Source organism: Streptomyces sp. NPDC093064 (genome assembly GCF_044754605.1).
Classification (GTDB): domain Bacteria; phylum Actinomycetota; class Actinomycetes; order Streptomycetales; family Streptomycetaceae; genus Streptomyces.
Genome location: NZ_JBIVPK010000021.1, coordinates 23,943 through 39,257, shown reverse-complemented (window position 1 = coordinate 39,257; position 15,315 = coordinate 23,943). Strand labels below are relative to the sequence as shown.

The 15,315-nt window shown below is 72.8% G+C and carries 10 protein-coding genes; 5 read left to right on the top strand and 5 right to left on the bottom strand.

Features of this window, described 5'->3' with window-relative positions:
• Positions 1–6: 6 nt before the first annotated feature.
• Both ACIQFZ_RS24145 and ACIQFZ_RS24140 read right to left on the bottom strand, forming a co-directional pair.
• On the bottom strand, positions 7–2,274 hold the full coding sequence (locus ACIQFZ_RS24145) for a bifunctional salicylyl-CoA 5-hydroxylase/oxidoreductase (protein WP_402692128.1): 2,268 nt from the start codon (positions 2,272–2,274) through the stop codon (positions 7–9).
• Positions 2,275–2,292: 18 nt separating this feature from the next.
• The gene (locus ACIQFZ_RS24140; RefSeq protein ID WP_383057704.1) at positions 2,293–3,120 is read right to left on the bottom strand and encodes an enoyl-CoA hydratase family protein; all 828 of its coding nucleotides are present in this window, start codon (positions 3,118–3,120) and stop codon (positions 2,293–2,295) included.
• A 339-nt stretch (positions 3,121–3,459) separates the two neighbouring features.
• Between ACIQFZ_RS24140 and ACIQFZ_RS24135 the strand changes: the two genes are divergently transcribed.
• Positions 3,460–3,936, top strand: a complete 477-nt coding sequence (locus tag ACIQFZ_RS24135; protein WP_376400541.1) for an ATP-binding protein — start codon at positions 3,460–3,462, stop codon at positions 3,934–3,936.
• On the opposite strand, the gene ACIQFZ_RS24130 is transcribed toward ACIQFZ_RS24135, so the two are convergent.
• Both ACIQFZ_RS24130 and argF read right to left on the bottom strand, forming a co-directional pair.
• Complete coding sequence (locus tag ACIQFZ_RS24130; RefSeq protein ID WP_383057703.1) at positions 3,896–5,347, bottom strand: amino acid permease; 1,452 nt, start codon at positions 5,345–5,347, stop codon at positions 3,896–3,898. The two genes, ACIQFZ_RS24135 and ACIQFZ_RS24130, sit on opposite strands and share 41 nt — an antisense overlap.
• A gap of 131 nt (positions 5,348–5,478) precedes the next feature.
• A complete protein-coding gene (argF, locus tag ACIQFZ_RS24125; protein ID WP_361423113.1) occupies positions 5,479–6,486 on the bottom strand; it encodes an ornithine carbamoyltransferase in 1,008 nt (335 codons plus the stop codon).
• Between the two features lie 249 nt (positions 6,487–6,735).
• On the opposite strand from argF, the gene ACIQFZ_RS24120 reads away from it, so the two are divergent.
• The 4 genes from ACIQFZ_RS24120 (at position 6,736) to ACIQFZ_RS24105 (ending at position 12,819) form a co-directional block, all read left to right on the top strand.
• Positions 6,736–7,179, top strand: a complete 444-nt coding sequence (locus tag ACIQFZ_RS24120; protein ID WP_402692107.1) for a pyridoxamine 5'-phosphate oxidase — start codon at positions 6,736–6,738, stop codon at positions 7,177–7,179.
• 61 nt (positions 7,180–7,240) lie between these two features.
• Positions 7,241–10,300, top strand: a complete 3,060-nt coding sequence (locus ACIQFZ_RS24115; protein ID WP_402692106.1) for an amino acid adenylation domain-containing protein — start codon at positions 7,241–7,243, stop codon at positions 10,298–10,300.
• A gap of 42 nt (positions 10,301–10,342) precedes the next feature.
• Positions 10,343–11,566: a cytochrome P450 gene (locus tag ACIQFZ_RS24110; RefSeq protein WP_402692105.1), complete on the top strand. Its 1,224-nt coding sequence runs from the start codon at positions 10,343–10,345 to the stop codon at positions 11,564–11,566.
• A 32-nt stretch (positions 11,567–11,598) separates the two neighbouring features.
• Positions 11,599–12,819, top strand: coding sequence for a cytochrome P450 (locus ACIQFZ_RS24105; protein ID WP_402692104.1), 1,221 nt, complete (start codon positions 11,599–11,601; stop codon positions 12,817–12,819).
• Between the two features lie 37 nt (positions 12,820–12,856).
• Here the strand turns inward: ACIQFZ_RS24105 and ACIQFZ_RS24100 are convergent, their stop codons facing one another.
• Positions 12,857–15,241 (bottom strand): beta-N-acetylglucosaminidase domain-containing protein, encoded by a 2,385-nt coding sequence (locus tag ACIQFZ_RS24100; RefSeq protein WP_402692103.1) that lies wholly within the window; start codon positions 15,239–15,241, stop codon positions 12,857–12,859.
• Positions 15,242–15,315 lie beyond the last annotated feature (74 nt).

Genomic DNA, 15,315 nt, shown 5'->3' with positions numbered 1-15,315 from the left:
CGGCGGTCAACCGCCCAGTGCCAGGCGGGGCTTGGCCGCGTCCGTGCGGCCCGTCTGCGGGCGGCGGCTGCCCGCCCGGTAGGGCGCCGGCCAGACGCCGGCCGGACCCGTGTAGCCCTGCTCGGCGGCCGCGTGCAGCGTCCAGTGCGGGTCGTACAGGTGCGGGCGGGCCAGCGCGCACAGGTCCGTACGCCCGGCCAGGATCAGGGAGTTGACGTCGTCCCAGGAGGAGATCGCGCCGACCGCGATCACCGGTACGTCCACCTCGTGGCGGATCCGGTCGGCGAACGGAGTCTGGTACGAGCGCCCGAACTCGGGGCGTTCGTCGGCCACCACCTGCCCGGTCGACACATCGATCGCGTCGGCGCCGTGCGCGGCGAAGGCGCGGGCGATCTCCACGGCCTCTGCGGCGGTCGTACCGCCCTCGGCCCAGTCGGTGGCGGAGATCCGTACGGTCATCGGACGCTCCTCGGGCCACACTCCGCGTACGGCGTCGAAGACCTCCAGCGGGAAGCGCAGCCGCTTGTCCAGTGAGCCGCCGTAGGCGTCGGTGCGCCGGTTGGTCAGCGGGGAGAGGAAGCCGGAGAGCAGATAGCCGTGGGCGCAGTGCAGTTCGAGCAGGTCGAAGCCGGCCCTGGCGGCGCGCCAGGCGGCGGCGGTGAACTGCTCGCGGATGTCGGTGAGCTGGGCCCGGGTGACCTGGCCCGGGATCCGGCCGTCCGGCCGGTAGGGCAGCGGGGAGGCGGCCACCAGCGGCCAGTTGTCCCGCGGCAGCGGCTCGTCCATGCCCTCCCACATCAGCCGGGTCGAGCCCTTGCGTCCGCTGTGGCCGAGCTGTACGCCGATCGCGGTGTCCGGGGCCTGCCGGTGGACGAAGTCGGTGATCCGCCGCCAGGCGTCGGCCTGCCGTCCGGTCCACAGGCCGGCGCAGCCCGGGGTGATCCGGCCCTCGGGGCTGACGCAGACCATCTCGGTCATCACCAGGCCCGCGCCGCCGAGGGCCCGGGCGCCCAGGTGGACGAGGTGGAAGTCGCCGGGGACGCCGTCGGTGGCCGAGTACATGTCCATGGGCGAGACGACGACCCGGTTGCGCAGGGTCAGTCCGCGCAGCCGGAACGGGGTGAACATCGGCGGTGTCCCGGGCGGGCAGCCGAACTCGCGCTCCACGGCGTCGGTGAAGCGGGGGTCGCGCAGCCGGAGGTTGCCGTGGGTGACGCGGCGGCTGCGGGTGAGCAGGTTGAAGGCGAACTGGCGGGGCGGCTGGCCGAGGTAGCGGTCCAGGTTCTCGAACCACTCCAGGCTGGCCCGGGCCGCGCGCTGGGTGGAGGCGACGACCGGTTTGCGCTCCTCCTCGTAGGCGGTGAGCGCCTCGGGCAGGGACGGTTGTTCGTCCAGGCAGGCGGTGAGCGCGAGGGCGTCCTCGACGGCGAGCTTGGTGCCGGAGCCGATGGAGAAGTGTGCGGTGTGGGCGGCGTCGCCGAGCAGCACCAGGTTGCCGTGGGACCAGCGCTCGGTGACGACCGTGCGGAAGGTGGTCCACGCGGACTTGTTGGAGCGCAGCGGCCGCCCGCCGAGCGCGTCCGCGAAGATCTTGGCGCAGCGCTCGACGGACTCCTGCACGTCCATGGTGTCGAAACCGGCCGCGCGCCAGACCTCCTCGCGCATCTCGACGATGACGGTGGAGGCATCCGGCGCATATGGATAGCCGTGCAGCTGCACCACGCCGTGCTCGGTCTCGGCGATCTCGAAGCGGAAGGCGTCGAGGGCGAAGTCGGCGGCCAGCCAGATGTAGCGGCAGCGGTGGCCGGTCACCCGGGGCCGGAAGACGTGGGCGTAGGCCTCGCGGGTGGCGCTGTGCACGCCGTCGGCGGCGATGACCAGGTCGTATGTCCGCGACAGCCGCTCCGGGTGCGGCGCCTCGGTGCGAAAGCGCAGGTCGACGCCGAGCGCGCGGCAGCGTTCGTGCAGGATCCGCAGCAGGCGCCGCCTGCCGAGCGCGGCGAAGCCGTGGCCGCCGGAGGTGTGCCGGGTGCCCCGGTGCACGATGTCGATGTCGTCCCAGCGCACGAACTCCCGGCGCAGGGCCTCGTACACCACCGGGTCGGCGTGTTCGATGCCGCCGAGCGTCTCGTCGGAGAGCACGACGCCGAACCCGAAGGTGTCGTCGGGCGCGTTGCGCTCCCAGACCGTGATCTCACGGGCCGGGTCGAGCCGTTTCAGCAGGGCCGCCGCGTACAGGCCCCCGGGTCCGCCGCCGATGACCGCGACCCTCATGGCACCGGTCACCCCCGGTCACCTCCCCCGCCATTTCGGGGGGCGCTTCTCGGTGAAGGCCGCGTGGAACTCGGCGTAGTCCTCGCCGTTCATCAGCAGGGCCTGGGTGGAGGCGTCCAGTTCGACTGCGGCGGACAGGGGCATGTCGAGTTCGGCGGTGAGCAGGGCCTTGGTCTGGGCGTGGGCGAGGGCGGGGCCGTCGGCCAGCCGGCGGGCCAGGGACCGCGCGGCCTCGTCGGCGCTGCCCTCGTCGGTGAGGTGGCTGATCAGGCCGATCCGCTCGGCCTCGGCCGCCCGCACCGGCTCGCCGAGCATCAGCAGCCGGGTGGCGTGGCCGAGCCCGACCACCCGGGGCAGCAGATAGGCGGCGCCCATGTCGCCGCCGGACAGGCCGACGCGGGTGAAGAGGAAGGCGAACCGGGCGGTGGGGTCCGCGACCCGGAAGTCCGCCGCCAGGGCCAGGACCGCTCCCGCCCCGGCCGCCACCCCGTGCACCGCCGCGATCACCGGGAACGGGCACTCCCGTACGGCCCGCACGACCTGCCCGGTCATCCGGTTGAAGTCGAGCAGCTCGGACGTGTCCATGCTCAGGGTGGCGCCGATGATCTCGTCCACGTCGCCGCCGGAGCAGAAGCCACGGCCCTCGCCGGCCAGCACCAGGGCACGCACGGCCCGCTCGCGGGACAGTTCGGCGAGCAGGTCGCGCAGGTCGGCGTAGGCGCCGAAGGTGAGCGCGTTGAGCTTGTCGGGGCGGGCGAGGGTGACCGTGGCGACGCCGTCGGCGCGCTCCACGCGCAGATGGCGCCAGTGGGAGGTGCGGTCGGTGGAGCCGGTGAAGGGACTCATGACGTAGGGCCTCCTCGGGGGGACTGCCACGAACCGCTGCCGCGCCGGGCCTCTGCCTCGCCTGGCCGGCCTCCGCCTCGGCGGCTCTCCCCACCGAAGTTATCACTCATTCATGACCGCCGTCACGAGTCCGCGATACAGTCGCGCCGCTGTGACCGGTACCCGTCACTTGGTCACGGCTCGTCGATAGGGAGGTAACGACGGGAGTGGCCGCGGGAGGACGGCCGTCCCCCGGGGTAAGCCGACCGTGCCGGGCCCGGCGGCCCCGAGGACGAGGCCGCCGAAAGTCCCCGCGGACGGCCCCCGTACCATTCCCCTCGTTGAAAGCGGGACAACCTGATGGTCATCACCGGGACGCCCCCCGCCACGAACGGACACACCTTGCACGAACCTCCCTCGACAGCCTCCTGGCGCGTCGCGCTGCCGCACTCGGCGGCCGCCGTGCCGGTGGCCCGCGCCCTGGTCCGTACGGCGCTGACCGAGCTGGAGCACACGGCCGACAGCGACACCGCCGAGCTGCTCACCGCGGAACTGGTCGCGAACGCCGTGGAGCACACGGCGGGCCGGGGCCCGATAGAGCTGGTGGTGGAGCTGCTGCCGACCGGCTGCCACGTCGAGGTGCACGACCCGGATCCGGCCCCGCCCGGCGGACTGACCCGGCCGGGCCTCGCGGCCCCGGACCCCTGGCAGGAGCACGGGCGCGGCCTGCTGCTGATCCGCGCCCTCAGCTCCGCCTGCGGGCACCGCCCGACCGCGTCGGGCAAGGCGGTGTGGTTCAGGCTGTCCGCGGTTCCGCCTCGGCTGCGCCCGGCGTGACCTCCACGGCCCCGGCCCGCGCCGCCAGCCGGGAGTGCCGGCGTCCGTAGCCCACGTACACGAGCAGCCCGGCCACGAGGAAGCCGGCGAACTGGAGCCAGGTGGTCCAGCCGGTCTCGTACATCAGGTACAGGGAGCAGCCGACGCCGAGCACCGGCAGCACCGGGTAGAGCGGCACCCGGAAGGTGCGGGCGAGGCCCGGTTCGCGGCGGCGCAGCGTGATCACGGCGATGTTGACGACGGCCATGATGGCGAGCGTGCCGATGGTGCACAGGTTGACCACGACGTCCAGCGACGCGAACGCCGCGGGGATCGCGAAGACCACGCCGACGATCAGGGTGCCGGCGACGGGCACCGAGGTGCGCGGCGAGACCTTCTGGAGGATGGGCGGCACGAGCCCGTCGCGGGACATCGACATCAGGATGCGGGACTGGGCGTACGTCACGGTCAGCACCACGGAGGCGATGGCGACGACCGCGCCGAAGGCGATGACGGCGCCGCCGACGGAGGAGCCGGTGACCGTGTTGACGACGTACGACAGCGCCGCGGGCCGGCCGCCGACCTGGTCGCCGCCGATGGCGCCGATCGCGGCGAGCGCGACCGCGCAGTACAGCAGGGTGACCAGGCCGATGCAGACGAGGATCGCGACGGGGATGTCCCGGCGCGGGTTCCTCGCCTCCTCGCCGGCGGTGGTGATCGCGTCGAAGCCGATGTAGGAGAAGAACGCGGCCGTGGTGCCCGCGCCGATGCCGCCGAGGCCGGCCGGCGAGAACGGGGTGAGGTTGCCGTGCTTGAAGGCGGAGAACCCGATGGCGCAGAAGGCGACGAGGATGACGATCTTGAGCACGGCCATCGCGGCGGTCGCCCGGGCGCTCTCGCGCACTCCGCGCACCAGCAGCACGCAGGCCATGGCGATGACGAGGACGGCCGGGAGGTTGACGATCCCGCCGTCGCCGGGGCCGGCGGAGAGGGCGGCGGGGAGCTGCCATCCGGTGAGGCTGTGCAGCAGCTCGTTGACGTACTGGCTCCAGCCGACGGCGACCGCGGAGATGGAGATGCCGTACTCCAGCAGCAGGCACCAGCCGACCAGGAAGGCGGTGGTCTCGCCGAGGCCCGCGTAGGCGAAGGAGTACGAGGACCCGGAGACGGGGATCGCGCCGCCCAGCTCGGCGAAGGAGAAGGCGGTGAACACGCAGGTGATCGCGGCCAGGACGAAGGAGACGACGACGGCGGGGCCGGCCTGGGCGACCGAGTCGGACAGGCCGACGAAGATGCCGGTGCCGACGATCGCGCCGATGCCGAAGCAGACGAGCTGGAACAGGCCCATCGTGCGCTTGAGGCCGTGGCCCGCGCGGTCGGCGCCGGACTCGGCGACGAGGAGGGCCGGGGACTTGATGCGGGGAGCGGACATGCGCGGGTGGTGCTCGTTTCTGGTGGTGCGGGGCGGCCTCGGGGGTGCCCCCTGCTTGTGGGAACCGGGGGGAGGTCGCGTTGCGACGGCGGAAGGGGTGGCTCCGGGCCGCGGGTCGTGAGGGCGGCCGGTCAGGCCAGGGTGGCGACCATGATCGCCTTGATGGTGTGCAGCCGGTTCTCCGCCTCGTCGAAGACGACCGAGTGGGCCGACTCGAAGACCTCGTCGGTCACCTCCAGGAAGGTGCGGCCATGCCGCTCGTGGATCCCGCGGCCGACCTCGGTGCCGAGATCGTGGAAGGCCGGCAGGCAGTGCAGGAACCTCACGTCCGGGTTGCCGGTGGCGCGCAGCACGTCCATCGTCACGGCGTACGGGGCCAGGGCCTCGATCCGCTCGTCCCACACCTCCTTGGGCTCCCCCATGGAGACCCAGACGTCGGTGGCGACGAAGTCGGCGCCGCGCACACCCTCCTCCAGGGACTCGGTGAGGGTGATGCGCGCACCGCTGGAGGCGGCCAGCTCGCGGGCCCGGTCGACGATGCCCTGGGCGGGCCAGTAGCTCTTGGGGGCGACGAGCCGTACGTCCATGCCGAGCAGGGCGCCGGTGACCAGGTAGGAGTTGCCCATGTTGAAGCGGGCGTCGCCGAGGTAGGCGAAGGCGGTCTCCCGCAGCGGCTTGGCGCAGTGCTCGGTCATGGTGAGCACGTCGGCGAGCATCTGCGTGGGGTGCCAGTCGTCGGTGAGCCCGTTGTAGACGGGGACGCCGGCGTGCGCGGCGAGTTCCTCGACGGCGTCCTGGCTGTCACCCCGGTACTCGATCGCGTCGAACATCCGGCCGAGGACACGGGCGGTGTCCTTCACGGACTCCTTGTGCCCCATCTGCGATCCGGACGGATCGAGATACGTCGTCGAGGCGCCCTGGTCGGCGGCGGCGACCTCGAACGCGCAGCGGGTGCGCGTCGAGGTCTTCTCGAAGATCAGGGCGATGTTGCGGCCCCGCAGGTACGGCGTCTCGGTCCCGGCCCGCTTGGCGGCCTTCAGCTCGGCGGCCAGCCCGACCAGGCCGCGGAACTCCGCCTCGGTGAAGTCCAGCTCCTTGAGGAAGTGGCGGCCGGTGAAACCGGTCGGGACGTGCACCATCGGGGGGCTCCTGGAGACGGTGGGACGACTGCGGACTATGGAAGTCTATACGATGTTCCACATTTATATACAGGACCTCGCCCGGGGTCCAGGATGCGAACCGCCCGGGTCTGTTGAACTCTGGGAGTCGGGGCCCGTCTCGGCCTCCTGCGCCGGCTCAGCCGCCGGGACCCGCGCGGGTGTCCGCGTCGCCCGAGGATGCCATGCGGGATCCCCTGCCCGATCGAGGTGGTACGCGTGGATCTCAGGATGTCGGTCGAAGACCGGGAAGAGTTCCTTGCCGACCTCCACGTGGGAATCCTGGGGGTGAACGATCCTCGCGACGGCGGTGGGCCGTTGCTGGTTCCGCTCTGGTACTCCTACCGGCCCGGCGGGCTGGTGTCGATCGAGACCGGGCGGCAGGCGCTGAAGGCCCGCCTCGTCCGCGACGCCGGGCGGTTCAGCCTCTGCGTGCAGGACGAATCGGCCCCGTACCGCTATGTGAGCGTGGAGGGGCCGGTCGTGGGCGTCGAGGATCCGGTACCCCCGGCCGAGCACGAGGCGCTGGCCCACCGGTACCTGGACGCGGACGCCGCGACGGCGTACCTGGCGGCCAACCAGGAGCAACTGGCCGACGACATCCTCATCCGCATGCGGCCCGAGAGGTGGAGGACGGCCGACTTCTCCGCCTTCGCCGCGGAGTTCGACACCTAGAGTTCGACACCCAGTCCTCCGTGCGGCAGGTGCTTCACGTGCGGCACAGACGGGACATCCCATGGTCACTGACCCGATGACGCTTCCGGCGGCGCCGGCGTGGAACGCGGGGACGCTGTGGTACCCGCGCGATCGCTGTCTGCACGAGCTGTTCGACTCCCGGGCCGCGCTGCGCCCCCGGGCGACTGCCTCCGTACAGCACGGCCGCAGCATGAGCTACGGCGAGCTGAAGGACCGCTCCGACGCGCTGGCCGCGCGGCTGCTCGGCTCCGGGGTGCGGCGCGGTGACGGCGTGGGTGTGTGCGGGAGCCGGTCCCTGGAAGCGCTGGTCGCCTTTCTGGGCATCCTCAAGACCGGTGCGGCGTACGTCCCGCTCGACGACGCCTCCCCGCCCGGGCGGCTCCAGGCGATGGCGGAGGACGCCGGGGTGCACACCGTGGTGATGCTGCCCGGCAGTGTGTGCCGCATCCGGCGGGTGCGGACCCGCATCGCCCTGAACGGATCGGCGCCGGCGCCGGCCGCGCTCCCACGGACCGGGGTACTCCCCGGGGACTGCGCCTACGTGATGTTCACCTCCGGCTCGACCGGCCGTCCCAAACCCGTGGCGGTCCCGCACTGCGGCGTGGTCCGGCTGGCCGCCTCCGATCTGGTGTGGCAGCGGCCGCGGCCCGGTGAGCGGGTGCTGCACGCCTACGGCCTCTCCTCGGACGCCTCCACGATCGAGATCTGGTCCACGCTGCTCGCCGGGGCCTGCCTGGTGATCGCCGATCAGGAGGAGCTGCTGTCACCGGCCGCCCTGGAGTCCCGGCTGCTCTCCGAGCGGGTCAGCATCGCCTACCTGACCACCGGGGTGTTCCACCACATCGGGCGCACCAGGCCGTCGGCACTGCGGTCCCTGCGGTTCGCCTCGGCCGGCGGCGAGGCGATGGACCCGGAGCTGGCCCGCGCGATCCTGGCGGCCTGCCCGGACACCACCGTGGTCAACTTCTACGGTCCGACCGAGAACAGCGTGGTCTCCACCGCGCACCTGGTGGACGGTCTGCCTCCCGGGGCGACGGCGGTGCCGATCGGCCGGCCGCTGGAGAACTCCACCTGCTACGTGGTGCGGGCGGACGGCACACTCGCGGACGCCGGTGAGGAGGGCGAACTCCTCGTCGGCGGGGACGGGCTCGCGCTGGGGTACCTCGGCGACCCCGAGCTGACCGCCGAGCGCTTCGTCGACAACCGTTTCGAGCCCGGTACGCGGCTCTACCGCACCGGTGACCGGGTGGTCCGGCGCACGGACGGCGTACTGGAGTACCGGGCACGGGTGGACCGGCAGATCAAACTGCGCGGGCACCGCATCGAGCCGGACGAGATCGAGGCGCGGCTGCGGGCGGACGACGCGATCGGCGAGGCCGTCGTCGAACTGGAGGGCGACAGCCTGATCGGGTACGTGACACCGGCCCGGCCCGGCCGGGCGCTGCCGCTGGACCGCATCCGCGGCGGTCTCACGGCATGGCTGCCCGCGGCGGCGGTGCCCGCACGGCTGGTGGAGGTGGGGCGGTTCCCGGTGACCGCGGGGGGCAAGGTCGACCGCCGCCGGCTGCGCCTGCTGGCGGGCGCGGACGGGGCCGCCGCCCCGGCGTCCGGCCACCGCCCCCTGCCAGGTCCGCAGGAGTCGGCGGCGCGGGTGTGGCAGGTGGTGCTGGGTGTGCGCCCGGCGCCCGGGGACAGCTTCTTCGACATCGGCGGCGACTCCCTGCTGGCGGCCGAGGCCGTCACGCGCACCCTGGCCTTCTTCGGCCTCGACGCCCGGCACGGCCGCACCCTGATCCACAGTCTGCTGCGCTCCCCCACCTTGGAGGACTTCACCGCGGCCGTCACCGCCCTCACCTCCGTCGAGGGCCGGCGGGCTCAGGCGGCCCCCGACGCCGGCGCCGTGGACTTCCGCGCCGAGGCGCGGCTGGGCTTCACCCTGCCCCCGCCGCGCGGTCCGGAGCCGGACTGGCGGCACCCCCGGGAAGTGCTGCTGACCGGCGCCTCCGGCTTCGTCGGCGCCTTCCTGCTGGACCGGCTGCTGCGTCGCACCGGCGCCCGGGTGCACTGCCCGGTGCGCGGCCGCGACGCCGCGCACGCCCGGCAGAAGGTGATCCGGAACCTGGCCCGCTTCGGCCTCGCCACCACGGAGGCCACCGACCGCGTCGAGTGCTTCCCCGCGGACCTCGCCGAGCCCGGCCTCGGTCTGGAACCGGGCCGCGCCGAGGAACTGGCCGACACCCTCGACCTGGTGATCCACGCCGCCGCGCAGGTCAACTTCCTCTATCCGTACGAGGCGTTGCGCAGCGCCAACGTGGAGGGCACCCGGCAGCTCGTACGCCTGGCGGCCGAACGCGCCGTGCCCGTGCACTTCTTCTCCACCATCGCGGTGCTGGCCGGCTTCGGCACCGCCGGCGTACGGCACGTGGACGAGGACCTGCCGCTCGACCACGCCGACCGGCTCACCATGGGCTACGCCGAGAGCAAGTGGGTGGCCGAGGAGGTGCTGCGCGACGCCGCGGGCCAGGGCCTGCCGGTGGCGGTCCACCGGCCGTACGAGATCACCGGCGACCGGCGCACCGGCGCCTGCAACACCGACACCGCGATCTGCTCGCTGTTCAAGACGATCACCGAGACCGGGCTGGCCCCCGACATCCCGCTGCCGCTGGACTTCGTCCCGGTGGACTTCCTCACCGAGGCGGTGGTGCACATCGCCACCGCGCACCGCGCCACCCACCGGACCTACCACATGACCAACCCGCGTCCGGCGAGCCTGCGCGACATGCTCGACCGGATGGACGCGAGCGGCCACCGGATCCGGCGGCTCCCCTACGAGGAGTGGGTGGACGACCTCGTCCGCCATGTCGCGCGGCACCCCACGAGCCCCACCGCCCCGTTCGTCTCCCTGTGCGTGGACCGCTGCAAGCAGGCGGACATGTCCGTCAAGGAGATGTACTTCGAGGGCACCTTCCCGGCCGTGGGGCGGGCCAACGTCGAACGCGACCTGGCCGGCACGGGGCTGCGCTGCCCGCCCGTCGACGCCGCACTGCTGGACCGCTACCTGGAGTACTTCTACGCCACCGGCTACATCGAGCACCCGTAGCCGAGCTCCCGTAGCCGGCGCCACCTCAGCGGAGGAGCGAGCATGACCCCACCCCCACCCGGCGCGCAGGCACCCGGCCCCGAGGCGGACGTCCTGGACTTCCCTCTCCCGCCGCCGGGCACCATGGGGCCGCCCGAGACGTGCGCGCGGCTGCGCGAGAGCCGCCCCGTGGCCAGGGTCGGGCTGCAGATGGACGCGACCGCCTGGTACGTCACCCGGTACGAGGACGTCCGGGCACTGCTCGCCGACCCGCGGCTGATCAGGCCGACCATCAACGACTGGCCGCCCCGTCCCGGCCCGGCCGCCGGCGAAGTTCCCCCCCTGGTCACCATGGCGGAACTGGACGGCCCCCGGCACCTGGCGCTGCGCAGGTCCGTGGCCTCGGCGTTCAGCTCCGGAGCCGTCCGGGACCGGCTGCCGCGCATCCGCGGACTCGCCGACCGGCTGCTGGAGGAGTTCGCGGACGGCGGCCCTCCCGGCGACCTGGTGGCCGGGTTCACCGAGCCGTTCCCCCTGCTCGTGCTGTGCGACCTGGTGGGCATCCCCTCCCAGGACCGGAACTGGTTCCTGCCGGTCCTGGACGCGGCCCTCGACGGGATGGTGACCGCCGAGGAGGGACGCAGGGTCACCGACCTGCTGCGCGCGTACGTGGCCGAGCTGATCGCGCGGAAGCGGAGCCGGCCCGGCGACGACGTCCTGACCCTGCTGGTCCGTCAGTGCGAGGGCGGGACGCTGACCGACGAGGAGGTGACGGCCTTCGGGCTGTCCATGCTCACGGTCGGCTTCGGCATCAGCGGTTTCTTCCTGGCCGACTCGGTGCACACCCTGCTGCACCGGCCGGACCAGTGGGCCCGCCTGCGCGACCACCGCGACCTGATGCCGGGCGCGGTGGAGGAACTCCTGCGGTACATGCCGGTGATGAACGGCACCGTGCTGCTGCTGGCCACCGAGGACATCGAGGTGGGCGGGCAGACCATCCGCCGGGGCGACGCCGTCATCCCCGTGCTGGCCTCCGCCAACCGCGACGGGAGCGTGTTCGCCGACGCCGCCCGGCTCGACCTGTGCCGCACGGACAACCCCCACCTCGCCTTCGGCCGGGGAGCCCACAACTGCGTCGGCGCGCACCTGGCTCGCGTCGAACTGACCGCCGGGCTGGAGGCGTTGCTCGACCGCTTCCCACAACTGCGTCCGGCCGAGGGGCAGGAACCCCTCTGGGACGACCAGTCCGTCACCAAGTCACCGCTGACCCTCCCGGTCGGCTGGTGAGCCGACCCGCAGGCACCAGGGGAGGTCCACCCGTGAACACCACGCCGGAACCCGCCGTCGACGTGCCCGACACGCCCGTTATCGAACTGCCGCTCCCGCCGCCGGGCACCATGGGCCCGCCCGAGGAGTACCGCCGGCTGCGCCAGGAGTGCCCCCTGGCCAGGGTCAGGCTGCCGATCGGCGCCACCGCCTGGTACGCCACCCGCTACGAGGACGTGAAGGAACTGATCGCCGACGCCCGGCTGATCAGGCCGAGCATCACCGACTGGCCGCCCCGCCCCGGCCATGTCCCCGGTGACGAGCCGGGCCTGGTCACGATGATGGAACTGGAGGGCCCCCGGCACGCCGCCCTGCGCCGGGCTCTGAGCGAGCCGTTCAGCGTCCGGTCCGTGCGGAGCCGGCTGCCGCGCATCCGGCGGTCGGCCGACCGGCTGCTGGATCCGTTCGTCGGCAGCGACCAGCCCGGCGACCTGGTCGTCCGGTTCCTCGAGCCCTTCCCCGTGATGGTGATGTGCGATCTCGTCGGCATCCCCTACGAGGACAGCGACTACTTCCTGCCCAGGGCGGACGCCGCGCTCGGGGCCATCCTCACGCTGGAGGAGGGCCGCGAGGCCACCTCCCAACTGCGCGAGTACATCACCTCGCTGCTCGACCGGAAGCGGCACGAGCCCGGCGACGACATGCTCACCCGGCTGGTCGGCGCGTGCGAGCGCGGCGCTCTGGACCACGAGAGCGCGGTGAGTTTCGGGCTGTCCATGCTGGTCGCCGGCTACCGCACGAGCACCATGTTCCTGGCCGACGCCGTGCTGACCCTGCTGACCCTGCCCGGCGCCTACGCCCGCTTGCGCGACCACCGCGACCTCATGCCGGGCGCGGTGGAGGAACTCCTGCGCTATGTGCCGGTGATGAACGGCGTCGTCGTCCTCCAGGCCGTCGAGGACATCGAGTTGCACGGCCGGACGATCCGCGCCGGCGACGCCGTGCTGCCCGTGCTCGCCGCGGCCAACCGCGACGAGCACGTGTTCAGCGACGCCGACCGGCTCGACCTGTGCCGTGCGGACAACCCGCACCTCGCCTTCGGCCGCGGGGCGCACAACTGCATCGGCTCCCACCTGGCACGTGCCCAGATGACCGTGTGCCTGGAGGCACTGTTCGACCGCCTCCCGAATCTGCGCCTGGCCGAGGGCCACCACCCCATCTGGGAGGACGAGTCACCGAGCAAGTCACCGCTCACCCTGCCGGTCCACTGGTGAGCGGTGACTTGCCGCCGTCACCCACGGCCCGTGCGGCTCAGGCCACCGGCTTGCCGTAGACGGCCATCTCGTAGATCGAGTAGCCCCAGGTCGTGCGGCGCTTGACGCCCTGCATCCGGATGTAGGACACAGGCTCGTCGCCCGTCAGCCGGATGACGTCGGTTCCGCACTCGGCCGGGGCCATGGTCGCGGCGGTGGTCCAGTTGACACCGTCCGCGGAGGTCTCCAGCCGGTACCGCTCGGCGCACGCGGATTCCCAGGCGAGGGTCACGGCCGCGACCTTCGCGGGTGCGGCGAGCTTGACCTGCGCCCAGGCGTCGTCCTGGTAGCCGGAGGCCCAACGGGTGCCCATGTCACCGTCGTTGATGTACCGGGCGGCCAGTCGGTCGAGGTCCTGCTCCACGCTGGACGCGGTCGCGGTGCCCGCCAGTGCCAGGTTCTCCGCGCCGCCCGCCACGTCCCACAGGCCGAGGCGCACGTCGGCCTGGACGAGGAAGGCGTCCAGGACGCCGTCACCGATCTTCGGCTGGACCCTGCCCCAGGTGTTGCGGGCCGGGTCCACCCGTACGGCCGCCGCCTGGCGCTGGAGGTCACGGGAGGTGGTGAGCAGTTGCTGCGCACGGTCCGTGTCGCCCGCCTGCCGGGCCGCGAGCGCGTCGGCCATGGCGACGGTCGCCCGCCCCCACTGCTCCGTCGCCTTCAGCCAGGGCTCAGCGTCGGCCACGAAGCCCGCCTGCACCGCTCCCCCGCGGATGACGGCGGGTGCGTCGGCGATGGCGGCGGCGTACTCGCGCAACTCGGCCAGTGCCTCGGTGCGCCGGCCCGCGTCCCAGTCCTGCCAGAACCGCTTGACGCGGGCGTCGAGCCCCGGGGCCTGCGGCTGCCACGGCTTCGCGCCGAACGTCGGAGCGAGGTGGTTCAGGTCGGCGAAGACGGCCAGTGCCCCGGCGGCCGCGCGGTCGCCCCCGGCAAGGTAGGACAGGGCGCGGGGCCAGCTCGACGCCGCGTCGTAAGCCCGGTCGTTCCAGGTGAAGTCGGCCGTTCCGAACACCGCGACCTTGCTGGCGTAGGGCTGGTTCATGGGGTTGGCGACGATGCCGCTGAGGTGGTCGCCGAGTCCCGCCTCCCGCTTGTCGTACGGCGCGAGCAGGAGCCGCCCCTGGGTGTTGCCGAAGTCGTTGACGGGATAGTTGTCCCAGACGAAGACCTTCCGGCCGAACAGCTTCGACACGGCGTCCGCCTGGCTGTTGGTGATGGAGGGCGGGACGACGTCGGTCCCGGTCCACATCACGACGACCTTCGGGTCCAGGGTGGCCCGCATGGTCTGCTTGTACGCGGTGTCGGTCAGGTCGCCGTACTCGGTGGGCACCATCTGGAGGGCCTGGGTGCCCTCGTGGGTGTCCACGAAGGTGCGCTGGACGTCGTTGAGGAGGTCCACCTGCGCCCTGGCGGCGGCGGCCCGCCCGGGCGCGCCGAACTTCTGCTGGTCGCCGTCGCAGTTCCAGCGAGTGTAACTGATGTCGTCCAGCGGGATGGAGAAGGCCCGCCCGCCCAGGTCGTACACCGCCTGGAGCTTGGCCTTGAGCGCCGCGCGGTCCGCCGGGTCGGAGTAGCAGATGGACCCGCCCGGGGAGACCGCGAAGGTGAAGCGGACGTGGTTGGCGCTCGCGCGCCGCACCAGGGTCCCCAGCTCGGCGAGTTTGTCGGCCGGATACGCCTCGCGCCACTTGTCCCTGTGGTACGGGTCGTCCTTGGGCGCGTAGACGTAGGTGTTGGCCTTGACGTCGCCGTAGAAGTCCATCTGGTCCAGCCGCTCGGCGGCGGACCACGGCTGACCGTAGAAGCCCTCGATGGTGCCCCGCAGCGGCATCGACGGGTAGTCACTGGCATCGGCGCCCGCGATGCGCCACTCGTCGCCGCCGCGGACGAACAACTGCCGCAGGGTCTGTACCGCGTAGAACTGTCCGGCGGCGTCCGTGCCGCCGAGCGCGACCTGGCGCTGCGGCTCGCTCGTGTCGACCCGCAGCGCGTACCCCTCGGCATGACCGGGGACGCGGGTGTCGCCGAGCGCCTTGGCGATGTCGGGTCTGGTGGCGGGGCCGAGGCGTACGGTGAGCAGCCCCGCGGGGACGGCCCGGTCCGGGGTGACGACGTCGACACGGTCGGCGCCGTGGGCCCGCAGCTCGCGCACCAGACGGTCCCGCGCGGCGGCGTCGGTGCCGTCGTCGGCGACGACGACCACCCGCCCGGTGACGTTGGCGTCGGCCCCGGCGCGGGAGAGCGACTGCGGGACGGGTGAGACGTCGGGCAGCCCCGGCGCGGGAGCGGGTTCGGCGTGGGCCTGCGGGACCAGCGCGAGCTGCCCGGTCGTCAGGCCCACGGCCAGGAGACAGGAAGTGAGCAGCGAACGGCGTTTCTTCATGGATGCGTCCAATTCCTCGGATCGGAGCCACCGTTGACGAAGGCCCTCGGCGGCGGCGCCGGTCCTGCCGGCGC

Bases quoted from the DNA above. Each gene is read 5' to 3' on its own strand.
- ACIQFZ_RS24145 (WP_402692128.1), bottom strand. From the start codon at position 2,274: ATGAGGGTCGCGGTCATCGGCGGCGGACCCGGGGGCCTGTACGCGGCG.
- ACIQFZ_RS24140 (WP_383057704.1), bottom strand. From the start codon at position 3,120: ATGAGTCCCTTCACCGGCTCCACCGACCGCACCTCCCACTGGCGCCAT.
- ACIQFZ_RS24135 (WP_376400541.1), top strand. From the start codon at position 3,460: ATGGTCATCACCGGGACGCCCCCCGCCACGAACGGACACACCTTGCAC.
- ACIQFZ_RS24130 (WP_383057703.1), bottom strand. From the start codon at position 5,347: ATGTCCGCTCCCCGCATCAAGTCCCCGGCCCTCCTCGTCGCCGAGTCC.
- argF (WP_361423113.1), bottom strand. From the start codon at position 6,486: ATGGTGCACGTCCCGACCGGTTTCACCGGCCGCCACTTCCTCAAGGAG.
- ACIQFZ_RS24120 (WP_402692107.1), top strand. From the start codon at position 6,736: ATGTCGGTCGAAGACCGGGAAGAGTTCCTTGCCGACCTCCACGTGGGA.
- ACIQFZ_RS24115 (WP_402692106.1), top strand. From the start codon at position 7,241: ATGGTCACTGACCCGATGACGCTTCCGGCGGCGCCGGCGTGGAACGCG.
- ACIQFZ_RS24110 (WP_402692105.1), top strand. From the start codon at position 10,343: ATGACCCCACCCCCACCCGGCGCGCAGGCACCCGGCCCCGAGGCGGAC.
- ACIQFZ_RS24100 (WP_402692103.1), bottom strand. From the start codon at position 15,241: ATGAAGAAACGCCGTTCGCTGCTCACTTCCTGTCTCCTGGCCGTGGGC.